Raw genomic sequence first — 24,177 nt, 5'->3', positions numbered from 1 at the left:
AATGAAAAACAAATTATTTATGCTTATGCTAGTATTAGTAATCGCTGTATTAGCAGCTTGTGGCACAAAGTCACAAAACGAAAAATCATCTGGTAGTGAAGGAACAACAACAGAGGGCAAAGAAGTATTAGTAATGGGCACATCGGCAGACTATCCGCCATTCGAATTTGTTGACACAGCAAAAGGGGAAGAAATTATTGGATTTGATATTGACCTTGCAAATTTAATAGGAGAAAAATTAGGGTTTGAAGTGAAAATTGAAAACATTGATTTCAATGGTTTAATACCAGCAATACAAGCAGGAAAAGTAGACTTCGTTTTAGCAGGTATGAGTCCAAACCCAGAGCGTGACAAAGTAGTAGACTTCTCAGAACCTTACAATGAAACACAACAAATGGTTGTTACGAAAAAAGATAGTGGCATTAAAACAGTAGAGGATTTAGCAGGTAAAACAGTTGGTGCCCAAGTTTCTTCTATTCAAGAAGATCTTGCAAAAGAAGTGGCAAAAACGGTTGATTTAAAAGTGGAAAGCCGTAATTTAATCCCAGAAGTAGTACAAGAATTAATGACAAAACGTTTTGATGCAGCAATTATTGAAGATATCGTAGCTGAAAACTATGTAAAGCGAAATCCAGATTTAACTTATTTCCCAGTTGCAGTGGATGATATTGACTATAAAGCAGCCGTATTCCCAGAAGGAAGCGAATTAAAAGCGCAATTTGACCAAGCAATTAAAGAATTGATCGATAGCGGGAAAATTGAAGAATTAAGACAGAAATGGTTTGTGGTTGAAGCTGAATAAGTTCAATTTCATTCAGCAAAAATAACTCCTGAATGAAATTTAGGCCTCCGGCGGATGCCACAGATTTATAGAGGAATTTATCGAGAAAGCTCTGGCCTGCGTGATGCAGGTCAGTTAGTCGTTGTCGCATGGATGCGATGTTCTTAGACTAACTTCCTTACTTGATCTGGGCGCAATGTTTTCTGCGACGAGCTTGCGCAGGAGCAAATACGCCAAGGCAAATTTGATTCAATTTATTTAAATAGTTCGAATAGAAAGGAGGGCAACGATATGTTAGATTTTAATGCAGTCGTTCCCTCTATTCCTTATATATTAAAGGGAATAGGTGTCACGCTTCAGATTGTGTTGGGAGCAACTATAATGGGTATGGTGCTAGGTATTTTACTGGCACTTTGTAAAATCGGAAAAGTTACAGTACTACGGATCATTGCAGATTTTTATACATCCATTTTCCGTGGAACTCCACTCGTTTTACAATTAATGATTATTTACTATGCTATTCCTCAGCTTTTTGATATTAATATTGATCCGATGCCAGCAGCTATTCTTGCATTTGGTTTAAACTCTGGAGCGTATATTTCAGAAATCATTCGTGGCGGTATTAATGCGGTCGATAAAGGGCAGCAAGAAGCATCACTTGCATTAGGTATTCCTTATGCAAAAATGATGAAGGATATCATCTTACCGCAGGCGATGAAAAATATTATGCCAGCATTAATGAATGAATTTATCACATTAAATAAAGAATCAGCTATTGTAACGGTAATCGGTGCTTTAGATATTATGCGTCGAGCTTATGTAGTAGGTGGTTCGAATTATCATTATTTAGAGGCTTTAATGATTGCTGGTGTGATTTATTACATTATGACGCTCATTTTAACATTCCTTGGTAAAAAGCTAGAAAAGAGGATGAGTAGAAGTGATTAAAGTAGAGAACTTGCACAAATCATTCGGTAAAAATGAAGTGCTAAAAGGCATTTCAACAGTAATCAAAGAAAAAGAAGTAATTGCAATCATTGGTCCCTCTGGCTCCGGTAAGTCTACATTTTTACGCTGTATAAACTTATTAGAAGAGCCGACGAATGGTGTCATTACAATCGGCAAAGATATTGTAACAGACAAACGCACAAACATTATGAAAGTACGTGAAAATGTAGGAATGGTATTTCAACATTTCTACTTATTCCCGCATAAGACAGTGCTTGAGAATATTACGTATGCTCCAAGAAATGTACAAGGTATTTCGAAAACAGAAGCGAATGCAAAAGCAGATGAGTTACTACGTCAGGTTGGTCTTTATGAGAAACGTGATGCTTATCCGAATCGTTTATCAGGTGGACAAAAACAACGTGTCGCGATTGCCCGTGCACTGGCGATGAATCCTTCTGTCATGTTATTTGACGAGCCAACGTCAGCACTTGACCCAGAGATGGTAAAAGAAGTTCTTGCGGTAATGAAGTCGCTTGCTGATTCGGGAATGACAATGATCATTGTCACGCATGAAATGAACTTTGCACGTGAAGTAGCAGATCGTATATTATTTTTAGATGGCGGCCAGCTTGTAGAAGATACGCCACCGGCACAGTTTTTCACAGAGCCAAAATCGGCTCGCGCGAAAGAGTTTTTAGAGAAAGTTTTATAAGTAGATATTGAGCAATCCCTTTTGATGAAGGGGTTGCTTTTTGTTGTTTAGAAATTAGTTGGGAGCTACCGCTTGGATTTCCGCTATAATTTAATTGCGCGCGCATGAAGTAAATGGTTTAGAGCAACTAAACTATCATTGAAAGCAACCAAATAACAAGTTTACTTGGTGTGAGACGAATATGACATTGACTGGTTTTTGTGAACGTTGTGCAAATGCTCTATAATGTTGCGCATTTGCCTTTCAATGTTGCGAGTATCGCTTGATATGTTGCGCATTAATAAATGGACCTTTAACGGTATGAAAAGCAGATGCTTGTTTTGATTTAAACATTCCATGCCAAATAAAATATTTTACACAAATTTCTAAAAAATGAAACTGATTGATGTATTTAGACGTAGAATAGAAAGTAAGATCCTAATGAAGGTTTCTTTATTTCAATTTATGTTGTATTCATTCCTTTCATCAAAGGAGAAAACCCGTTTAAGTTGGAAAGGCCTGTGGAATATGCAGTGGGTAGCAATTATTTTTAATTTATATTCTTTTAATTATAAGTAGTCTAATGATAGAACGATTTATTAAAAAGAAATTTCATCTTCCAAAAAAGTATAAAGCTAATAAAAGGTAAACTAACAATCAAACTTATTTAGAGGTTATTCTGGTCATTATCGCTGTAATTGGTTGTGTAAAAATGAATAAAGAGAAAGGAGATTATTAATGGCTCGCAGTAAAAGAGTTAAAGCCATTCTACTTCTACTAATCATGATTTTTATGATAATAGGCTGCGCTAAAAAAGAGGATGAAGCTTTTTTAGAAAAGGTGAAAGGGACTGGTTTTGCGTATAGTGAATATTTTAAGTCAGTAGATGAACTAGATAAAAGAAAAAAGGTCACATATTATATACCTTTACCAATCGACGAACTGGTGAGTATTGCACCTAATTCCATTAAAAATGCTGTTCATCCTATTGACCCTCGAAAATTGCCTTTCGAAGTAAATGAGCAAACAGCATATGTAGTAACATCAGAAGATGAAAGTGGAAATACACAAAATCAAGTCCAGCTTACGTATAACCATAAAGATGACTACAATCAAACAGAAGAATTTTATATCATCACGGTTACAGAGCTCAATGAAAATCCACTGGATAAATATGATTTTTCTAAACAACAAACCGACACAGCGGGTAACGAGTTAAGAAAAGAAATATTGATAGACGATATCCCGATTTTTCACCAAGTAATTACAACAGATAGTGCCCTAGCTTATAGATATTATTCGTATGATGAGAAGCAAAATCAAGTATCAACCGTAGTTACCTCAGCAAATGAATTATATACATATTATAAGGGCCATCTATATCATGTAGGGTATTTAACTGAGAACAAAAATTCAAAGGAAATTCAAGAGGAAATACTTCAACTAACTAGAGACTTTATTTTAGGAATATAGTTAACGGTAGTGCTAAAATTTAATGGAACGTATGTATGGTATTATTAAAAGATAATAGGCAGGTAGCTCAAGGGTGGTCGGCGCACTCCCGTTAGGAAGGGGGTGTGCCCGTGTCAGTATTCGAAGCATTGATGTTTGATGTTTGCGGTAGCTTTTGCAACATTAATCGTAGTAATTCTGTCATTTAACCATAAAAAATAACCCATCCTTGAGTTGAGCGCTCGGTTGGGTTATTACCTATTCAATAGCCAATCCCCTTGAAGGGAACCTACTATTATATTTGGTCGTATGATGTTAGCGCATCATACGACCTTTTTTATTTTACTCTCTTGTTACCTTAAGTATACGTGTGAGTTATTTGTTTTTCAAGTAATCAGATAACATGATGGAAATGGATTTTATTTTTAACAGCGTGAAATTATTATGAAAGTATACTCGTTAGTATAGATGAGTGTTCAAAACGAGACATGCGCATGGTCGTTTTAGCAAGGAGGTAAATATGGAAGAAGAGCTGCAGTGGATCCAGGAAGTGCTGTCTGGAAACAAACAAGCATACGCACATATTATTAATAAATATAAAAATAGAATATATGCAACGATATTACGAATGACAAGAAATCCTCAGAATGCACAGGATTTAGTACAGGAAGCTTTTATCAAAGTGTATCATCAGCTAGATAAATATGATCAAAAAGGTTCTTTTTCTAGTTGGATCTATAGAGTGGCAATCAATCATTGTATGGATGAATTTCGTAAAAAAAGCTACAAGATGAAGCAAGTTGAAATAAATGAAGAGAAGATTGTGAATACCAACCATCCAGAAGTTGTATTTTTGAATAAAGAGAAAAGCAGACAGCTAGAAAGACTTATTGCAACTCTACCGGAGGATGAGCGGATGATTATTCTTCTAAGATATGTAAATGAACTGAGCTATAAAGAAATAAGCGAGCTAATTGAAATTCCTCTCTCCGATGTTCGAAATAAACTGCATCGAGCGAAGAAAAAAATGAGAGACACTGTAAAACGCGAAGGAGGCTATTTTTATGAACTGTCCAAAGGCAGATAAACTTTCGCAGTACGTTGATAACTTGCTAACAGAACAAGAACATATCCAAATAAAACAACATTTAGAAACTTGTGATTCGTGTACAAGTATCGTTCAATTATTTAAAGTGGAAGATCAATTTTTAAAAGATAGCTTACAATCACCAACATTATCAGATGATTTTGCATCTATTGTCTTGGATCAACTGGAGCCATACAGGGAGAAAAAAGCAAGAAGAAATAGCCAATTGGTCAAACGGATATTAATATTAGCAGCGGGAATTTTATTGGCACTTAGTTTAACGGCTACAATTAGCCCTAGCTTTGCTCAATTTATAGGTGGTTTGTTTAGTACAAAACAGGTAGATGAAGGATTGCAGATGGCATCAGATGAAGGGTTAGAAAAAAGGCTTGATCTAGAAGTATCTGATCAGGGTCTTACATTCAAAGTTGAAGATATAATTATAGATTCATCACGAGTAGCATTGTCTATTCAAGTTATTAATGAAAATGGTATAGCGGAGCGACCAAATATATCAGACAATGGAAATATCATTTCTGTTACTGGTTATAATGGTTCTTACAATTATAGTATGGGTTATAGAATGGATAATGGCTTGGATTATAATTCTTTGCAAGTGTTTATTAATGATGAACCTGGATTAGAAAAGGTAACGATCAAATTTCATCTAGTTGAGTTGAATGGCAAGCAGGGGAATTGGGAGCTAGAAATACCAGTAGAAGTAGCAGACAAAGAGAAAGAGACAAGAAAGGTTCTTCTAAATAATGCTGCCCAAAATATTGATGGGGTAGAAGTTATTTTAAAAGAAATACAATATGCTCCTACTTCTAATACATTATTATATGAGACAGCTTATCAAACTTCTGAATTAGTTGAAGCAGAAGAAAAGCTAAAATATTTAAAAGAAGAATTTGGATATAACGTAAGCGAGCTACTCAATTTTGGAACATCTATTAAATATTATATAGAAAATGAAGAGAAGAAAGTTATTCTAAAGTTTTCACCCTTTACCAATAAGGAACCAAATGACGATAAACTAATTATAAGTTCTGCTAAGGGCAAAGGAAAATTAGGTCATGCAGCATGGAAGGAATCATTTGTACCAGAAAAAGTGGATAGCAAACTTACCTTTGTCTTGGAGGGTGTATATAAAGTCGTTCCTACTGATTTCTCGGTTAAGTTTAATCCCGCCAAAATAGAGGACAATCCAGTGTCATTTGAATATATGGGTAATACAGTAACAATTAAGAAAGCGAAACTACAGAATGCTGTAAGCGCAGATGACTCAGCTTTTTTTGAAATAGAAATGGAAGTGAGTCAAGAAAGCAATGCAGCAGTATTAGGTAATTGGGTGTTGAAGGGCGATACTGAAAGGGCTTATAGAATAGATAATGAAACTACTGAAAAAGGAAATGGAAATTTTAGGCGAACTATCTATTTCAAAACTAATGGTTTAGCTAAGGTATCAGATGAAATGTCTTTACATCTGCTAACTGCAACTAGTTTTTTTGAACTAGAGGAAAAGTGGAGAATTCCATTATATGAATAGAACAGTAATTAAAGGTAGACAGAAATAAAAAATTCCTCATCTATTAATTTTGTAGACAGAAGGCATCGTTTCAAAACAAAATAAGAGGCATCATAAGTAACATGCGATTTTCGAGTGCTATTTGCGATTCTTAAAAGGTATCTTGCGAGTTCCGAAACCTACTCCAAATAATCTTTAAAAATTCTATTCCTAAACATTTTTTATCTTAAAATACTTTAATTTTATACCTACTACTAACACTAGATGCTATAATATAGGCAATAAACAAGGAAGGAAGATTTCATGTTGATTGATACACAAGAACTGCAAACTATTATAAAACATCGTTATCCATTTCTTTTAGTAGACAGAATTTTGGAAGTAGAAGAGGGAAGAAGAGCAGTTGGTATAAAAAATGTAACTATAAATGAAGATTTTTTTAAGGGGCACTTTCCTAATTATCCTGTAATGCCTGGTGTATTAATAGTGGAAGCATTAGCGCAAGTCAGTGCAGTTGCGATGCTAACGAAAGAAGGGAACAAAGGTCGGTTAGGTTTGCTAGCGGGAATAGATAAATGTCGATTTAAACGACAAGTAAAACCGGGCGATCAGCTTCGTTTAGAAGTGGAAATTACTCGTATAAAAGGCCTTATTGGAAAGGGAAAAGGTATTGCTACCGTTGATGGAGAATCGGTTTGTGAGTTAGAACTAGTATTTGCATTTGGTGATTAATATTAATTACATTACTATTATTCAATGCTACAAAATAAAAAAGCATCTTCGTCTACAAATAGCCCGTAGAAGAAGATGTTTTTTATGCCATATTCACCCGTTATTAAAGTGTGAATTAAAATTATCAACATTTTATATTATTTTTATTTATTTATTTAATTTACATATTGAATTTGTGTTATTAATGCTATATGATGAATACAAATGAAAGGAGGGAGTGAACAGCTCTTATGGCTTATCAAGTTATTAGTCAGTGTCCTGTTTGTAGTGAAACATTAAAAATTACAAAGCTGCACTGCTCGCATTGTCACACAACAATTGAAAACGAATTTGAATTATCAAAAATGGCATCCTTATCCAGTGAACAGCTACGATTTGTAGAAGTATTTCTTACATGTAGAGGAAATATTAAGGAAGTGGAAAAGGAGCTTGGAATTTCCTATCCAACAGTCCGTGGGAAACTAAATGAGGTTGTTAGCTCTCTCGGATACGAAGCGAAGAAGAAAAATGAAGTAGATGAAAAAAAGGTAATTGCAATGCTAGAAAATGGAGAAATAACATCAGAAGAAGCGTTAAAACTTTTAAAAGATGAATAGGGGGAATGAAAGATGAAAACTGAAATTGAAAAAGTATTAACAATGGTACAGGAAGGGAAAGTAGATGCGGGGAAAGCCTCTGAACTTATCCAAGTTTTAAAGGAAAGAGACTCTGATAGCACCCCTTCGCCAAAATCATATACCGATAAAACATTGAAAGTACGAGTAGTTTCAGCAGAAAATGATAATGTTACAGTCAATTTGCCGATTAAGCTAGTGAAGGTTGTTCTTAAGGCTGGACACAGTATTGCCTCTAGCATTCCGCAGTCGGAGAAATATGTAAAGGATATTGATATCAGCTTGATCTTGGAAGCGATTGAAAATGAACTAGACGGACAAATCGTGGATGTTAAATCAGCAAATGGCGATACAGTTTCCGTTACGATTGAGTAGAGCGATAATATGATTAGCGTAAAAGTAAAAACAGAAGGGATACGGTTTTCTCTTCCTGTTCCGTATTTATTCATAAATCTAGGTATTCTCCTACTTTCTTCAGAGTTTTTGCATAAGCAAATGAATAAATGGATAAAGGAATCTATGAAGGAAAAAGAAATGACATTTACGATTCCGCAATTAGACAAAAAGGAACTAGGGAAAATTGTGAAAGAATTAAAAAGTCATAGAGGACTTGAGATTGTTGACGTTCAGGCGAAAGATGGTACAGAGGTTTTTATTAGACTATAACATACAAAAAGAAGGTAACAAATGAGCAGGGGGAATAGCTTATTTGTTACCTTTTTTTATGCGTTTTTTGAACTATTTAATATATGCAGACAAAAATCTAAATCCTCTTTCAGATGGTCTTCCATTAGTTTCTTCGCATTCTCGCCATCTCTTGCTTTAATCGATTCATAAATTTCCTCATGCTCATCTATTAATCGAGGGCGATTATAAAGCACCACGGTCTTACGAAAAAGATAGATAATGGATTTCATACGATGAATAGTGTCTATCATAAGTGCGTTACCGCTGGCTTGAACAATAATTTCATGAAAACGTTCATTTGCATCCATGATTTCTTCCATAGTTCCTTCTCTTCCTACTTTTATGCAATTAGAAAGAGCGTTTAAATCTTCTTCTGGTAAATAGGTTGCTGCTGCTTTTGCTGAGAATCCTTCTAGTAGACTTCTTACTTGAAACAAGTTTCGTAAATCTTTTTCTGTAGGCTGTACGACCTTTTTATTGACGATAAGCCCTTCATAATTTAATTGTCGCAATGATTCTCTAATAGGGGTCCGGCTAAATCCTAATTCAGCGGCTAATTTTTCTTCGACAATTTTTGTGCCACCTGGCATATCTCCATTCAATATCCGATCACGAATTACCTCATATGCTTGTTTGGAAGCAAAGCGAGAATTTTTATCGTACTGAGTCATTGCTTTCACTCCAATTATCTATTTCATTACTATCAAATTTATCAAAATAAATTAAGGAAAGAAAGTACTAATCTATAAAGTGTCCATTTAGTGTACGAAATAAACAAAAATGTATACAAAATAATGAAAAGAGTATACAATATAAAATGTTAAAGTTATTGTAAACGGTTTCAGATAGAGATTATTAAAACGTATGGTACACATTCAAATTAGGAACACTAACATATATAGGAGGAATAATTATGTCTAAAAAAATTGGTTTTATCGGTTTGGGAATCATGGGGAAACCTATGGCATTGAACTTGTTGGCTAAAGGGTACGAAGTTATCGTGAACGACTTAAACAAAGAGGCAGTTCAAACTTTAATAGATGCAGGTGCAACCGCTGGAGATTCAGCCAAAATAATCGGAGAAAACAGTGACGTAATTATTACAATGCTTCCTGCTTCTCATCACGTACAACAAGTTGTACTTGGGGACAACGGCGTTCTAAGTGGAGCAAAAAAAGGTGCAGTAATTATTGATATGAGTTCTATAACACCAGTTGTTTCTAAAGAAATTGCTGCGATTGCTGAAAAACAAGGTGTTGAAATGTTAGATGCTCCTGTTAGTGGAGGAGAACCAAAAGCAAAAGATGGTACGCTTGCTATTATGGTCGGTGGTAAAGAAGAAGTATTTGAGCAAGTTAAAGACGTTCTTTATGCGATGGGTGCAGAAGTGACTTTAGTTGGTGGCAATGGAAGCGGAACTACTGCGAAATTAGCAAACCAAGTAATTGTAAACCTAAACATCGCTGCGATGTCTGAAGCACTCGTATTAGCTGCAAAAGCAGGTATTGATGTAGAGAAAATGTATCAAGCGATTCGTGGTGGACTTGCAGGAAGTGCAGTACTTGATGCGAAAGCTCCACTTATCTTAGATCGTAATTTCGTAGCTGGCGGAAGAATTGATATTAACATGAAAGACATAACAAACGTGATGGATACAGCTCATAGTCTGGGCGTACCGATGCCTTTGTCTAGCCAACTGTTAGAAATTTTCCACGCATTAAAAGTAGACGGGAAAGCAGCAGACGATCACGGTGGTATTGTGCAATACTTTGAAAAACTTGCAAATGTTGAAGTTGGGAGAGTTTAAACCATGACAACAATAGATAGTACAGAAAAGAGATTAGCTGAGGAAGTCTTAGGAAATATCCAAGCAGTAGATACACAAACCGTAAAAGACATGGTTGTGAATGAACTAGCCGATTTAAATAAAAAAATTATTGTACTAGATGACGACCCAACAGGTGTACAAACGGTTCATGGAATCTCTGTTTACACAGACTGGTCAGTAGAAAGTATGGAAAAAGGTTTCCAAGAAGAGAATTCTATGTTTTTTATATTAACTAATTCTCGCGGGTTTACTGCTGCAGAAACAAAAAAAGCGCATACGGATATTGCTAAGAATATTGCAGAAGTAGCCAAAAAACAAAATAAAGAATTTATCGTTATTAGTCGCGGAGATTCTACTTTGAGAGGTCATTATCCACTGGAAACAGAAGTGTTAAGAGAGACAATTGAAGCAACTTCGGACATTCAATATGACGGCGAGGTAATTATCCCGTTTTTCAAAGAAGGCGGCCGATTCACAGTAGATAATATCCACTACGTACAATATGGGGAGTTTTTAGTGCCTGCTGGAGAGACTGAATTTGCGAAAGACAGAACATTCGGCTATACAAAATCACATTTAGGTGAATATGTAGAAGAAAAATCAGCTGGCAAATTCACAGCGGAAAATGCTACATATATTTCACTTGAAAGCTTACGTTCACTTGATATTGAAGGAATTACAAATCAATTAATGCAAGTAAAGGATTTCAATAAAGTTGTAGTCAATGCAGTAGACTACGTTGATGTAGAAATCTTTGTAATAGCACTAGTTAAAGCGATCAAATTAGGGAAACAATTTATGTTCCGAAGTGCAGCTGCGCTAACAAAAATAATTGGCGGAGTAAGCGATAAAGCACAGTTAACAAGGGAAGAATTAATCCAAGAAGAAACGAATCATGGTGGATTAATCCTAGTTGGATCGCATGTGAAAAAAACGACGGAACAGCTTGAAGTATTGAAAACAAGTAATTTCATTGAGTTCATTGAATTTAATACGCATCTTGTATTGCAGCCTGAAAAATTCCAAGAAGAAATAGATCGAGTGATTTCAACTACTGAAAACTTCATTCGTGAAGGTAAAACAGTTACTGTTTACACGAATCGTGAAAGACTAGATCTAGGTGAAGGTAAAAAAGAAGAAGAATTAAAACTATCCGTTAAAATTTCCGATGCGGTTACAAGCATTGTTCAACGACTGACTGTGCGTCCAAATTATATTGTCGCAAAAGGCGGTATCACATCTAGTGATATCGGTACAAAAGGATTAGAAGTAAAACGTGCAACGGTAGCGGGTCAAATTCAACCAGGTATTCCTGTATGGTTTACCGGAGAAGAAAGTAAGTTTCCTGGCATTGCATACATTATTTTCCCAGGTAATGTTGGTGCAGTTACAACTTTAAAAGATACAGTAGAAATCTTAAATAAGTAATGATCAGGGGGAAACTTACATGCTAGTTAATACAAAAGAAATGTTAAAAAATGCACAAGCCGGTAAATATGCAGTCGCTGCATTTAATGTATACAGTCTAGAAACAGTTCAGGCAGCTATTCGTGTGGCAGAACGGGAAAACCAACCAGTAATTATTGCATTAGGTGAGCGTTACTTTCCAAGCGTTGATGTAGAAGGTTTTGCCGGACTGGTGAAAGCCGTCGCAGAAAAGTCTCCAGTTCCTATTGCACTGCACCTAGACCATGCGTATGAAAAAGAGTCAATCATTCGTGCCATTCGTGCTGGGTTTACATCGGTTATGTTTGACGGGTCAGCTTATGAAATAGAAGAAAATATTCGTCGTACAAAAGAAATTGTGGAAATCGCTCATATGGCTGGCGTATCGGTAGAAGCTGAAATTGGATCTTTAGCAAAAGGCGATTTTTCTGATGAGGAAGAAGGAGATGGCACATTAACGGATCCACAGTCTGCAAAAGATTTTGTTGCAGAAACAGGAGTGGACTTTTTAGCTGCTGCTATCGGAACGGTTCATGGTATGTATAAAGGGGAGCCGAAAATTGATTTGCCGCTATTAGGAAGAATAGCGCAAGCTGTTGATGTACCACTTGTGCTTCATGGTGGATCAGGGACTCCGGATGAAATTGTGAAACAAGCTGTTCAACTTGGAATATGCAAAGTCAATGTGAATACGGAAGTATCAATGGCTGCTGTTACTTATCTGCAAAATGCTTTTGAGCAGAAACAAATGCCACATCTTTCAACAGTTATGGAAGAAATGCAACAAACAATGGAATCTGTCATGACCAAATTTGTACGCTTATTTGCAAATAAATAAGAATTGTCCCTGTGTCTTACATGGGGACAAGCTTCTAAATCGAAATGGGGAATTCGAATGCCAATAGTATCTGTTTGTATAGGGGTTGCACTTCTACTTCTATTAATGATTGTATTTAAGTTAAACGCTTTCATCTCGCTTATTTTAGTTTCGCTTGTTGTAGGTATATTAGAAGGTATGACACCACTGGAAGCAATGACATCTGTCCAGGGCGGTTTAGGTGGAACACTTGGAAGCCTGACGATGATTATTATCTTTGGGGCAATTCTTGGTAAGTTAATGACTGACTCAGGTGGGGCTCAGCGTATTGCTACGACACTTATTCATGCGTTTGGGAAAAAGAGAGTGCAATTAGCAGCTGTTTTGACCGCATCTGTCGTAGGGATTGCATTGTTTTTTGAAACAGGAGTTGTTGTATTAATTCCTTTAGTATTTACGATTGCTACTGCCGCTGGAGTGCCAGTTTTATATATTGGTATGCCGGTAATCGCAGCACTTATAACGATGCATGGTTTTGTTCCTCCGCATCCAGGACCAACTGCTATTGCTAGTGTGTTCGATGCAGACATTGGAAGAACATTAGTATATGGAGTCATTATTGCGATTCCAGCGATTATTATTGGTGGACCATTATTTACGAAGTTTTTCAAGAAGGAATCTTTAGAAGTTGAAATTCCAAAAGGACTTTTTAATCCGAAAGAATTTACGGAAGATGAAATGCCTGGATTTGCTACAAGTCTTATTACAGCATTGATGCCTGTTATTTTAATAGCATCTCATGTAATTGTTGTCATCGCAGCACCAGATTCAGCTGTTATGCCGTTCTTTGATTTTATTGGTAATGCCAATGTTGCCCTATTATTATCCGTAATTTTTGCATTCTTTACATTTGGTCTGAATCGCGGTAAAAAAATGAAAGAAGTTATGCAATCGGTTACAGATGCGGTTAGTGGCATTGCAATGATTCTCTTAATCATCGCTGCCGGTGGTGCATTTAAACAAGTATTAATCGATAGTCATATTGATCAATATATTGCAGACATTATGGCTAGCTCAACACTTTCTCCATTACTGCTAACTTGGTTGATTGCCGCTATCTTACGAGTAGCTGTTGGATCTGCTACGGTAGCAGGAATGACGGCTGCGGGTATTGCAGCTCCTTTAGTAGGAATTACTGGCATAAGCCCAGAACTAATGGTGTTAGCAGCTGGTGCCGGAAGTATTACATTCTCCCATGTGAATGACGCAGGATTCTGGATTTACAAGGAATACTTCAATCTTTCTATCGGGAAAACGATTAAAACATGGTCTGTTATGGTAACGATTCTTTCGTTAGTAGGACTAGCTGGTGTGTTAATCCTTAATATGATTATTTCTTAACTAAAAAGCGTATTTTTCTACTATTGGATTTTAGAAAAATGCGCTTTTTTGCTGTTGGAAAACAACCTGTTTGACGCGTTGGACAATCATATCTAATAGTTGGACGATAATGCACGAAAACTGGACAAGCTTTAAAGATAGTTGGACAATCTCTATCAAAAGTTGGAAAATAAATCTCAAAACCTGGACAATCTCTTAATTTTCGATTGCAACAGCTTTGTTTTACGTAGGAATGCTGCCCGTGTTAAAAGCTGTGTCTTACACTGGAACTATTGAAGTTTTATTATATGTGTAATAAAATACTTACATATGATATATTTTAATAATGGTGATGAATTACTTCTTGTTTTAGAGGCTTTGTCCAATCCACAGCGTTTAAAAATTATTGCGGTTTTATCTGAGGGGCGACAATACGTTAGCCATCTTGCTCGTGAGCTTGGCATTAGCAGGCCTTTATTGTATCTGCACCTACAAAAATTAGAGGAGGCGAATCTTGTTTCAAGTGATATGGAAATTTTAGAAACTGGCCAAGCAGCGAAATTCTATCAGCTAAATGACATTCATTTTGTCTTAAATGAACAACTAATACATGATTTATCTAAGTCTTTATCGATAAAAAGAAAAAAATAAGCAATCTTGAGGTGGAAAATATGGATGGATTCACTATATTCGGCTTATTTCTCTCGTTACTTCCTTTAATAATTTTTATAGGAATTTTTGTAGCTATTATAGTATTCATAGTGAGCGTTGTTAAACGTTTTGAAAGACGAGCGGACGAAAGACTTGCCTTAGAAAAAGAGAATACCAATCTGCTACAGTCCAAATTAAATGGTATTGAAGAAAGATTAAGTACGATTGAGAAAATGCTTAAAGATGTTGAGTAACTAAATCTGCTCCTTTTATTTTAAAAGTTATGTCTAATACTGGGAAGCTTAAAAAGCGTTATCTTTACAGATGAAATTTTGTAAAAGATAACGCTTTTTTTAGCAGCTTTTATTGCACTTAAAAGACCGTTATCGCAAAGCTACTGGTATAAGAGAACTAATTGCTCGCCATTAATTTAGTTAACAATGAAAGATAATGGCTCTGTCGTCTCATGCTTGGTATGTTCGATCGTTTCGATAAACTTTTCAATTGTGGATGTTAGATAGGCATTGGAACGTCTGATGAAGATTGTTTTGATCTTACTATATTTATCAGGAAGGATATGACATTGGATAAGTCCTCGTTTTTCTAAATGAGCCACAACGGATCTAGGGACGTACGTGACTCCAAGGCCTACTGCAACACTACTTAAAATGGTTTCTAACGTCCCAAATTCCATTACCTTTTGAGGGGGAATATTTTGATCTTTGTACCATGCTTCTAGTCTTGCACGATATCCACACCCTTTGCTAAAACAAAGGAAAGGCTCCTCGATTAATTGTTCTAACGAAGTTGCTTTCATATCTGAAATTAACACAAGCTCTTCTTGAAAAACATCATGAGATACAAGATCTGGGTGCACATCTGTTTCTGTTACAAAGGCTCCGTCCAAACGATGATTCAACACATCCTGTTGCAATTGTTCTGTTACACCTGTTAGAAGGGAAAGATCCACGTTTTTATACTTCCTCGTGTAAGCAGATAATATAGTTGGTAAGTTAATAACTGTTTCTACTGATCCAATTTCTAACTTACCAGAAGGATCTTCTCCGCTTTGTACTACTTTTCTCATTTCAGTCGTTAGGGTTAATATTTTCTCGCAATATACTAATAGTTTTTTACCTTCTGGGGTTAAGCTCATTCCTCTGTTATGACGATTGAAAAGTGGCGTATTTAGTTCTGTTTCCAGCTTATGTATTCTGGATGTAATATTCGATTGCACATAGCTTAATGCTTTTGCTGCTTCCGTTATTGTTCCTTTTTGTGCAACCATTTGAAAAATTTCTAAGTCTTTAAACTCCATTTAGCTTCCTTCCTTTCTCACTTTTATGCTACTTATTATGATATCACTAAAAATGATATCAAACATCATTAATATTCGTTTTACATGATGTCTAATATTGTTGTTTAATAGATTAGGCAAGCAAATAAAGGAGAGTGATGTGTTGTGAAAGGGAATGTCCTTTTAGGTGCAATATTATGTCTTGTTGCAAGCGTGTCGTGGGGAGCAATGTTTCCCGTTGCACATGCTGCTTTTCAATATATAGATCCATTTTATTTTACTATTATCCGTTATGGCTCGGTAACGGTCATTTTAGTGCTATTACTATTTTGGAAAGAGGGTAAACAGGCGTTTCAATTAGAGGGAAAGGGACTATCTCTATGGTTTTTTGGAACGATGGCTTTCACCGTTTATAACTTACTTATTTTCTGGGGAGAGGATTTATTAGGAGAGCCAGGAGTTATGGTTGCATCGATTATGGAATCATTAATGCCTATGATATCTATAGTTATTTTCTGGATGCTTTATAGACGCAGACCTTATACATTCACATTAGTATGTGTATTAATCGCATTTATCGGTGCCTCTCTAGTTATTACAAAAGGTAACTTTGGAGCGTTTTTAACCGCTACAGACAATTTTATTCCTTCCATCCTTATACTAATTGCGGTTATTGGATGGGTAGTTTATACAATGGGTGGTAGTGAGTTCCGGGGATGGTCTGCGTTACGATATTCAACTTTAAGCTGTTTGCTTGGAACAATTACAGCAGGCTTTATAGTGCTAATCCTTACCTTCACAGGTTATGTAAGTGTACCTAATATGGAAACAATTACGATTGTGAGTCCGCATTTATTATTTATGATTATTTTTCCGGGTCTCATTGCATTGCTTGGTTGGAATGTCGGTGTTAGCATTCTTACTCCATTAAATGGGCTGTTATTTATCAACTTTGTTCCCGTTACAACGCTTGTGATTTCACTTATTCAAGGAAATCAAGTAAATTATGTGGAATTGATCGGAATTACGTTTATAATATTCTCTTTAATCGCGAATAATATGTTTCTTCGAAAGAAACAGCAGAACAGTACACCTGCTTCCACAACCAAAGTTAAAGCGTCTGCTTCTATGAAAGAAATTTTATAGAAGCTAGGCGCTTTTATGCGATATACTAGGACTATTGATAAAAGGTTGGTGGTTTATGTGCAAAGGTATATCGGTGAAATATTACTAGTAGCAACAGCCGTTATATGGGGAAGTGGGTTCGTAGCTAGTGCCGTTTCGCTTGAATATTATTCACCCTATCAGATATTGGCTGGAAGATTTTTAATCGGAGCTATTATTTTAAGCATTGTCTTTTATAAAAAGTTGGCGAAAATGAAGAAAAGTACGCTTATTAGTGGAACTATTTTAGGCATTTTCTTATACTTAGCTTTCGCTCTTCAAACTGTCGGCTTACAATATACAACGCCTTCTAAAAATGCATTTTTAACGGCAGTAAATGTGGTCATCGTCCCTTTTATAGGATTTTTCCTCTATAAAAGAAAAATGGATATGTATGAAATGGGGGGAGCAGTATTAGCAGTAATTGGAGTGGCAGTACTATCGCTCAAACTTTCTTCAGAGATTAATGTTGGAGATTTGCTTACCCTTGGCTGTGCAGTAGGTTTTGCCTTCCATATATTTTATACAGCAAAGTTTGTGAAAAAAGAGGACCCCGTTGTTATAACGATTATTCAAATGGTGGTGGCGGCTGCTATTGGTTGGATAGTTGTTGCTTTTAGAGGAGAAAGTGCATTTTCTATGGAGACGGAAGGATTGTTGAACCTTCTTTATCTTGGTGTGTTTTCCACAACAATTGCTTATTTAATGCAGACTGTTGCGCAAAAGTACATAACCGAAACAAAAGCGGCTATTATACTTTCGACAGAATCTTTTTGGGGAATGGCATTTTCGGTTATCATTTTAAGTGAAGTAATGACATTTAAAATGATTGTCGGAGCTGTTCTAATTCTTTTTGCGATTATTTTATCTGAAACTAAGTTTGGTTTTTTGAAAAAGGATAAAATGAAATCACTTGTATAGTTTTTGGATAAAAAAGCGTTTCTACAAATTGTGGAAACGCTTATTATAGTTCAATTCATTCAAAGCAATTAATCATTATATTGAAATGCTAATGACTCTTACTTCACCTTTTAAAGCATACTCTTGTTCTAGAAGGATAAATTAATGAATAGATGAGTGAAGCTTATTTGATTGCCACCCAAATTTCATTATAGGCATTTAAATTTTTCGGATCCGTTTCTATGTATACTTCAAACGGTTTTACTTCGTTTGGCACATATCCTGTGGAAGGAAACCATTCCGAATAGATTCGTTCCCATGTACTGGCTAATGAGGAAGGAAAAGGACCTTGTACTTCAAAAACAACCCATTTAGAAGCAGGAAAGTCTATACTTTTTAATCCTACTGGCACGCCACCGCTATATTCCACTGCAACATAATAATCCATTTTATTTTCATCTTTATTTACTTCTGCCCAAATACCTAAAAGCCCTTTTGTTTCCCCACTTCTCAACTGCTCTAGTTGATGGAAGGTACCATTTTCATGAATGGTATTCCAAAAGTTCTGAAATGCTGTTATGCCACCGTCTTCTACTTCGTATGGAAATTCTCGATTTACTCCTATTACTTGAAAAGCTTGTCGTTCGACAATACGATGTTTCATTTATTTTGCTCCTTTCCTATAGCATGTTTCTCTAATGAAATTATATGCGAATATGAAGACATACTCCAGTTATTATAGTCGGAATGCTTGGATGTATGAAAGTTTGTTTTTAGCGAAAGCTAAGAAAGTGTTTCAATGAAGTTGAAGGAGGTGTAAAACACAATGAGAGCGATACATCGAATTGCTTTATTACTCGTTATAATTGGTGCAATTAACTGGGGATTAATCGGGTTTTTTAGGTATGACTTAGTAGCGTCTATATTTGGTGGACAAACGTCAGGTATCTCGAGATTTATTTATGCGCTTGTCGGATTAAGTGGACTTATCTGCTTACCACTTTTATTTGAACCATCTAGAGATGTAGAAGTGGAAAGAGATACTCGCGGCATAAGAAATGTAAATTATGGAACGGAATTTGGAGAGGAAACAGACTTAACGGATATTAGAGATTATTCGGAGAGAAAAAAGTCTGAGGAAAAGAAATAATTCCGCATTCATGAACGAAGAACTGGCGACCTATTATAGGGTCGTCAGTTTTTTGTTCAAGTGGATAACTTGAATAGAAAATAAAAGGAGATATCCTTATGCATCACGAAGATTACATAGATGGGATGCTGAAAGGGGATTGCTAATGTTCTTAATAAATGTGGAGGCTGCTGTATTTAAAGAGGATAAGTGGCTTTTAATAAGAAGGAGTACAAAGGAAGCACATGCTGGAGGGGAATTGTCATTAGTAGGCGGAACGGTAGAACGGGAAGGCGATTCTACGGCTATTTTAGAAAGAACTTTACGTAGAGAATTGTTTGAAGAAGTGGGAGTTGAAGTGAAAGACCCCATTCAATATGTCCGTAATACTTCCTTTGTTTTGGAAAATGGAAAAGAAGTAGTAGATATCGTGTTTTTATGTGAATTTGAAAAAGGGGAACCATATGCAAAAAGTCCAAATGAAGTGGAATCAGTTCATTGGATGACGACGGATGAAATTATAAAAAATGTAGAGATCCAGCATTATTTAAAAGACAGTATTTTAGCGGCAGATGCTATTAAGGCTAGAGGAGAGTTTTAATGGAAATTAGGTTTAATGAATTTTTCAAAGATGAATTAACCATTCAAGACATACAAAAAGGTATGGAAAGCGGAGAAATTACATCAAAAGAATTAGTTATGTACTATTTATTTAGGATTGCAAAATATGACCAAGACGGATTAAAAATTAATTCCATTTTAGAAATTAATCCAGATGCTATTTTTATCGCGGAAGCTTTGGATTATGAAAGAACAATAAAAGGAGCAAGAGGACCTTTACATGGTATTCCGGTTTTACTGAAAGATAATATTGAAACAAACGATTCTATGCATACAAGTGCCGGAACATTAGCTTTAGAAAATAATATTAGCGATAAAGATGCATTCCTTGTGGAAAAGCTACGAAAAGCTGGCGCAGTGATTCTAGGTAAGGCGAATATGACAGAGTTATCTAACGCAATGTCATCAGAAATGTGGGCAGGTTATAGTGCAAGAGGAGGCCAAGTAAGAAACCCTTATGGGGATGAAAATCTTTTTGTTGGAGGATCAAGTTCAGGCTCTGCGGTAGCGGTTGCTGCAAATTTTTCTGTTTTATCTATAGGCACAGAGACAGACGCATCTATTCTTAGTCCGGCCATTCAAAATTCTGTAGTTGGTATTAAACCTACTGTCGGCTTAGTAAGTCGTACTGGTATTATCCCTTTTACATATTCTCAAGATACGGCAGGCCCGATTGCAAGGACAGTCACAGATGCAGCTATATTATTAGGAGCGTTAACCGGTGTAGACGAACTAGATCCTGCTACTTTTAAAAGCGAAGGAAGGGATGAGCAGGATTATTCCATTTATTTAGACCCCAATGGTTTAAATGGTGCGAGAATTGGTGTATTCCATGCTATTTCAGGAGAATCTGATGAGTATGATGAAGCGTTATTTAAAAATACTGTTCAAATTCTCAGCGACAAAGGAGCAACGGTTATTAATGATATCGATATCCCTTCTTTCCACAGAGACTGGAGTTGGGGAGTCTCGTTATATGAATTGAAGCATAGCTTAGATAATTATCTTTCTAAATTGCCTCCTCAACTACCTGTTCATTCTATTAGTGAATTAATTCAATATAATAAAACAATAGGAGAAAAGGCGTTAAAGTATGGACAAGATAAGTTGGAAAATAGAGAACGGTTTTCCAATACTTTAAGAAATCCGGAGTATTTGAAAGCAAAATTAGAGGATTTGTATTTTTCTCAAGAACAAGGTATTGACTATGCATTAAAAAAATATGATTTAGATGCCATTCTTTTTCCAGCTTACATTGGTTCAACTATTTCCGCGAAAGCGGGATATCCTTCCATCGCGATACCAGCAGGATATATGAAAGGTGGAAGACCATTTGGTGTTACTTTCGCAGGTACAGCTTTTAGCGAAGGAGTACTAATCAAACTTGCTTATGCTTTTGAGCAAGCCACTAAGCATCGTAAAAGTCCCATTCTAGTTTAAAGGAGAATAATAAAGTGAAAATCATTGATACAGTTCCACATTTTCTTCGTAATTATAAACCATCTATGGACTTTCTAAGAGATTACTATGCGAAATATCCGATTATTTTTGCGCACTATTTTCCATTGCATTGCAAAGACACCGAGGAAAGACATACTGAATCGATAAGGACATACCCACAGTATTTTGCTGCGATTAAACAAGTGCATGAAAATATAGTGCCTGTGATTGATGAGATAGCAAAGGAATATGAAAAGTTGTACCAAATTACTTTTCCTGTCGATATAAACTTAATCGTTGGTGGGTTTGGATCAAATGCTTATACCAATCACCAGATTATTCCGGACATTACGTTTGCTTTAGAAAAGTTATCGCCGGAGCCTGATCATTTACGCGTAATGGTTGCGCACGAATTTGGTCATGCAGCGCAAAATATTATTTCAGATCGCGCTGGAATGGATTGGCCAGCCGTCCATTGGACAAGTTTACTAATTGGGCTTTACCGAGAAGGAGTAGCGACACATTTCTCACGACAAACAGCTCCAAATGTACATCCTTCCATCTACTTTTCTTATAACGGTGATGGGGATGAATGGTTAAATTTTGCAAAAGATAATGCAGAAACCATAAAAAAAGCATTTGCTAAGGACTACGAAGTCTTAACTCGTGAAGCATTATTTTATGAATGGTTTTCCATCAATGGTGGAAAAAAGTTTGGATACAGTAGATTGGCCTATTTTTTAGGGGATTTGTTTTTTCAATCTCAATTGAAGGAAATTGGAGAAAAGGAAGCTATTGTGGCATGGAAGGATAAAAGATTTGAAGAACAAGTCAAGCAATGGCTGTTTCAATTATTATGAATAAAGCATTTTAGACAAGGAGAATATAATGTTTATAGACAATCTAGAAGAATACGATGATCCAGTTTCATATGACATCGAAAATAATGCATATCTAGGGGAATTACCATTCTTAATGGAGTGGGCTTCTAAGAAAGCTGGACCTATTATTGACTTAGCTTGTGGCACAGGAAGAATTACTATTCCTTTAGCTAGTAAGGGCTTCGATTTAATAGGTGTCGATTTACATGCAGGTATGCTTGAACTAGCGAAAAAAAAGGCAAAAGAACAAAATGTTCATATTAAATGGGTAGAACAAGACTGTACGCAATTAGATTTAAATTGTAAAAGTCCTTTAATCTATATGGTCGGAAACTCTCTTCAGCATTTCCATACAAATGAATTGCAGGATAAACTTTTGTCCTCTACCCATCAACATTTAGAAGAAGATGGATTGTTTATTTTCGGAACGAGATTTCCAAGTGCAGAAGAGTTGCTGCAGCCAAGTACGGAAGAGTATTGGAAAACGTATAACGATCCAAGTTGTCATAAAGAAGTCGACGTTTATACCATTAGCAATTATGATGCATTAAATCAAATGCAACACTATACGACGATTAGAAAATATAAAAACGACGATGGAAAAATGGTGGATGAAAAAAGAACGAATATAAGCTTGCGATATACATATCCACTGGAAATGGAAAGGCTATTAGCTGATAATGGATTTGCTATTATACAGGTACTAAAAGATTGGAATGGGAATCCTATTAGTAACGGCAGCTATGAAATGATCTATGTATGTAAAAAAGTTGGAGAAAAGAGGACCGATTAGTCTAATGACTATTCGGTCCAAATTCGTCTATACATTATGATTTTGTTTCAATTTCCTCCACTTTTATAAACCTCAATACGATGAATAAAAGAATAACTCCTAGCACACCAGCAGTAATATAACTTACATTAAGATAGTTATTCATCACAAGTGACATCACAGGAGGACCGGCGGCAACCCCGATAAACCTAGCAGAACTATAAAAAGAGGAAACTGTACCTCTTTGTTCTTTTTCTATATTTTCGGTTATTATGGCATCTAGCGCAGGTAGTAGTGCACCAATCGAAATTCCTAGTATGCTCGTTACAACTAACAAAAGGATTAGTTTTTTACTTGTATAACCGACAAATAGGACACTTGCCGATGTACCGATTAAACAAGCAATCATCATTTTTTTGATCGTCTTTAATTTTCCTTTAAGATTTCGACCCGTGAGATATGAAGCTATGCACAGCAATAAAAGAGGAATGGCTAAAACAAAACCCTTTTTTATTCCTTTAATATCATGCGTTTTCTCTAGATTTTCAGACAGAAAAAATAGCACGCCAAATAATATTAGCATAGCAAACAGCCCATTCAGAAATACGGTGAACAACCATTTACCTTCCTGTTTGAACGTTTTCTTTAAGTTAGATAAAAAATCATTTAATTTAACTGGATCATCTTTTTCTTTTGGTACCTTTACAAAGAAGAATATTAATATGATGGAGATTAGGCTAAAGAAGGATATAGAAAAGAACGGTAAAAACCATAAAAAAGCGGCAAATAAAGATCCGAGAATTGGACTCAACACTTTACCAAACGTATTGGAGGTTTCAATAATTCCTAAACAAGAACTTGTTTTTTCCTCATCATCCTTATATAGATCCCCAACAAGCGGCAATACAATAGGCATAGCACCGGATGCCCCTACACCTTGCAAGATTCGACCGATTATAATCCATGTAAAAGGGCTATCCAGTTTCCATGAAGCAAAACCGGCGATGAGACCTCCGATTAGTGCAAGAATTAGACTCGGTAAAATAACCATCTTTCTACCAAAACGATCTGAAAGATAACCAGCTACTGGTATGAGAAATATGGCAGCAACAGAATAGCTGGTAATAATCATACTCGACTGAAAAGAAGTAATCCCAACTTTATTTTCCAATATCGGTAGAACTGGAATAAGCATAGAATTTCCAAGTGTCATAACGAGAGGGATTGAGGCCATACTTACTATACACCAAATACTAACTTTATTCCCTTGATTGTTTCCTGTTTCCATTTGCACACCTCAATGATCTTTTGATTGTGTTCAATCATTA

The 24,177-nt window shown here is 35.9% G+C and carries 27 protein-coding genes; 23 read left to right on the top strand and 4 right to left on the bottom strand.

From position 1 onward, the window contains the following. Position 1 precedes the first annotated feature (1 nt). The 10 genes from OR571_RS06030 to OR571_RS05985 all read left to right on the top strand — a co-directional run bounded on the left by OR571_RS06030 (position 2) and on the right by OR571_RS05985 (position 8,502). Positions 2-802, top strand: coding sequence for a transporter substrate-binding domain-containing protein (locus OR571_RS06030; protein WP_282241968.1), 801 nt, complete (start codon positions 2-4; stop codon positions 800-802). 270 nt (positions 803-1,072) lie between these two features. After that, positions 1,073-1,729 (top strand): amino acid ABC transporter permease, encoded by a 657-nt coding sequence (locus OR571_RS06025; protein ID WP_142540714.1) that lies wholly within the window; start codon positions 1,073-1,075, stop codon positions 1,727-1,729. Further along, entirely contained in the window at positions 1,722-2,444 is a 723-nt protein-coding gene (locus tag OR571_RS06020) for an amino acid ABC transporter ATP-binding protein (protein WP_282241967.1), read from the top strand. Before OR571_RS06025 ends, OR571_RS06020 begins: the two co-directional genes overlap by 8 nt. 717 nt (positions 2,445-3,161) lie before the next feature. Further along, complete coding sequence (locus OR571_RS06015; RefSeq protein WP_282241966.1) at positions 3,162-3,896, top strand: hypothetical protein; 735 nt, start codon at positions 3,162-3,164, stop codon at positions 3,894-3,896. A gap of 499 nt (positions 3,897-4,395) precedes the next feature. Beyond that, positions 4,396-4,962: an RNA polymerase sigma factor gene (locus OR571_RS06010; RefSeq protein ID WP_282241965.1), complete on the top strand. Its 567-nt coding sequence runs from the start codon at positions 4,396-4,398 to the stop codon at positions 4,960-4,962. Continuing rightward, positions 4,940-6,511, top strand: coding sequence for a DUF4179 domain-containing protein (locus OR571_RS06005; RefSeq protein WP_282241964.1), 1,572 nt, complete (start codon positions 4,940-4,942; stop codon positions 6,509-6,511). The genes OR571_RS06010 and OR571_RS06005 overlap by 23 nt, the downstream gene beginning before the upstream one ends. A gap of 282 nt (positions 6,512-6,793) precedes the next feature. Continuing rightward, the gene (gene fabZ, locus OR571_RS06000) at positions 6,794-7,222 is read left to right on the top strand and encodes a 3-hydroxyacyl-ACP dehydratase FabZ (protein WP_481900364.1); all 429 of its coding nucleotides are present in this window, start codon (positions 6,794-6,796) and stop codon (positions 7,220-7,222) included. A 230-nt stretch (positions 7,223-7,452) separates the two neighbouring features. Beyond that, positions 7,453-7,818, top strand: coding sequence for a DUF2089 domain-containing protein (locus OR571_RS05995; protein ID WP_142540718.1), 366 nt, complete (start codon positions 7,453-7,455; stop codon positions 7,816-7,818). Positions 7,819-7,830: 12 nt separating this feature from the next. Then, complete coding sequence (locus OR571_RS05990) at positions 7,831-8,211, top strand: hypothetical protein (RefSeq protein ID WP_282241963.1); 381 nt, start codon at positions 7,831-7,833, stop codon at positions 8,209-8,211. A gap of 9 nt (positions 8,212-8,220) precedes the next feature. Beyond that, positions 8,221-8,502 (top strand): hypothetical protein, encoded by a 282-nt coding sequence (locus OR571_RS05985; RefSeq protein WP_282241962.1) that lies wholly within the window; start codon positions 8,221-8,223, stop codon positions 8,500-8,502. Between the two features lie 56 nt (positions 8,503-8,558). On the opposite strand, the gene OR571_RS05980 is transcribed toward OR571_RS05985, so the two are convergent. Continuing rightward, positions 8,559-9,194 (bottom strand): GntR family transcriptional regulator, encoded by a 636-nt coding sequence (locus tag OR571_RS05980; RefSeq protein ID WP_282241961.1) that lies wholly within the window; start codon positions 9,192-9,194, stop codon positions 8,559-8,561. A gap of 242 nt (positions 9,195-9,436) precedes the next feature. On the opposite strand from OR571_RS05980, the gene garR reads away from it, so the two are divergent. From garR to OR571_RS05950, 6 genes are all read left to right on the top strand, one after another. After that, complete coding sequence (garR, locus tag OR571_RS05975) at positions 9,437-10,330, top strand: 2-hydroxy-3-oxopropionate reductase (RefSeq protein WP_142540722.1); 894 nt, start codon at positions 9,437-9,439, stop codon at positions 10,328-10,330. 3 nt (positions 10,331-10,333) lie between these two features. Beyond that, entirely contained in the window at positions 10,334-11,779 is a 1,446-nt protein-coding gene (locus OR571_RS05970; protein ID WP_282241960.1) for a four-carbon acid sugar kinase family protein, read from the top strand. 19 nt (positions 11,780-11,798) lie between these two features. Then, positions 11,799-12,635 (top strand): class II fructose-bisphosphate aldolase, encoded by an 837-nt coding sequence (locus OR571_RS05965; RefSeq protein ID WP_282241959.1) that lies wholly within the window; start codon positions 11,799-11,801, stop codon positions 12,633-12,635. Positions 12,636-12,692: 57 nt separating this feature from the next. Then, positions 12,693-14,015: a gluconate:H+ symporter gene (locus OR571_RS05960; protein WP_142540725.1), complete on the top strand. Its 1,323-nt coding sequence runs from the start codon at positions 12,693-12,695 to the stop codon at positions 14,013-14,015. Positions 14,016-14,324: 309 nt separating this feature from the next. Continuing rightward, a complete protein-coding gene (locus OR571_RS05955) occupies positions 14,325-14,645 on the top strand; it encodes an ArsR/SmtB family transcription factor (protein ID WP_282241958.1) in 321 nt (106 codons plus the stop codon). Between the two features lie 20 nt (positions 14,646-14,665). Next, positions 14,666-14,899 carry a hypothetical protein gene (locus OR571_RS05950; RefSeq protein WP_282241957.1) on the top strand — a complete coding sequence of 78 codons (234 nt, stop codon included), beginning with the start codon at positions 14,666-14,668 and terminating at the stop codon, positions 14,897-14,899. A 176-nt stretch (positions 14,900-15,075) separates the two neighbouring features. On the opposite strand, the gene OR571_RS05945 is transcribed toward OR571_RS05950, so the two are convergent. After that, positions 15,076-15,963 (bottom strand): LysR family transcriptional regulator, encoded by an 888-nt coding sequence (locus OR571_RS05945; RefSeq protein WP_282241956.1) that lies wholly within the window; start codon positions 15,961-15,963, stop codon positions 15,076-15,078. A gap of 144 nt (positions 15,964-16,107) precedes the next feature. Between OR571_RS05945 and OR571_RS05940 the strand changes: the two genes are divergently transcribed. After that, the gene (locus OR571_RS05940; protein ID WP_282241955.1) at positions 16,108-17,088 is read left to right on the top strand and encodes a DMT family transporter; all 981 of its coding nucleotides are present in this window, start codon (positions 16,108-16,110) and stop codon (positions 17,086-17,088) included. A 57-nt stretch (positions 17,089-17,145) separates the two neighbouring features. Beyond that, entirely contained in the window at positions 17,146-18,027 is an 882-nt protein-coding gene (locus tag OR571_RS05935; RefSeq protein ID WP_282241954.1) for a DMT family transporter, read from the top strand. A gap of 163 nt (positions 18,028-18,190) precedes the next feature. On the opposite strand, the gene OR571_RS05930 is transcribed toward OR571_RS05935, so the two are convergent. After that, entirely contained in the window at positions 18,191-18,670 is a 480-nt protein-coding gene (locus OR571_RS05930; protein ID WP_282241953.1) for a GyrI-like domain-containing protein, read from the bottom strand. 162 nt (positions 18,671-18,832) lie between these two features. Here OR571_RS05930 and OR571_RS05925 point away from each other — a divergent pair, with 162 nt between their 5' ends. The 5 genes from OR571_RS05925 to OR571_RS05905 all read left to right on the top strand — a co-directional run bounded on the left by OR571_RS05925 (position 18,833) and on the right by OR571_RS05905 (position 22,870). Beyond that, positions 18,833-19,156, top strand: coding sequence for a DUF378 domain-containing protein (locus OR571_RS05925; protein ID WP_282241952.1), 324 nt, complete (start codon positions 18,833-18,835; stop codon positions 19,154-19,156). A 145-nt stretch (positions 19,157-19,301) separates the two neighbouring features. Beyond that, positions 19,302-19,736: an NUDIX hydrolase gene (locus OR571_RS05920; RefSeq protein ID WP_282241951.1), complete on the top strand. Its 435-nt coding sequence runs from the start codon at positions 19,302-19,304 to the stop codon at positions 19,734-19,736. Continuing rightward, positions 19,736-21,196 (top strand): amidase family protein, encoded by a 1,461-nt coding sequence (locus tag OR571_RS05915; protein ID WP_282241950.1) that lies wholly within the window; start codon positions 19,736-19,738, stop codon positions 21,194-21,196. The genes OR571_RS05920 and OR571_RS05915 overlap by 1 nt, the downstream gene beginning before the upstream one ends. A 14-nt stretch (positions 21,197-21,210) precedes the next feature. Further along, positions 21,211-22,056, top strand: coding sequence for a hypothetical protein (locus tag OR571_RS05910; RefSeq protein WP_282241949.1), 846 nt, complete (start codon positions 21,211-21,213; stop codon positions 22,054-22,056). Positions 22,057-22,084: 28 nt separating this feature from the next. Continuing rightward, positions 22,085-22,870 carry a class I SAM-dependent DNA methyltransferase gene (locus OR571_RS05905; protein ID WP_282241948.1) on the top strand — a complete coding sequence of 262 codons (786 nt, stop codon included), beginning with the start codon at positions 22,085-22,087 and terminating at the stop codon, positions 22,868-22,870. A 34-nt stretch (positions 22,871-22,904) separates the two neighbouring features. Here OR571_RS05905 and OR571_RS05900 read toward each other — a convergent pair whose 3' ends face one another. Then, the gene (locus OR571_RS05900; protein ID WP_282241947.1) at positions 22,905-24,137 is read right to left on the bottom strand and encodes an MFS transporter; all 1,233 of its coding nucleotides are present in this window, start codon (positions 24,135-24,137) and stop codon (positions 22,905-22,907) included. Positions 24,138-24,177 lie beyond the last annotated feature (40 nt).

Source organism: Psychrobacillus sp. NEAU-3TGS, from assembly GCF_029955155.1.
Taxonomy (GTDB): domain Bacteria; phylum Bacillota; class Bacilli; order Bacillales_A; family Planococcaceae; genus Psychrobacillus.
The sequence above is the reverse complement of the archived record's forward strand: the minus strand, read 5'-3'. Positions and strand labels throughout refer to the sequence as shown.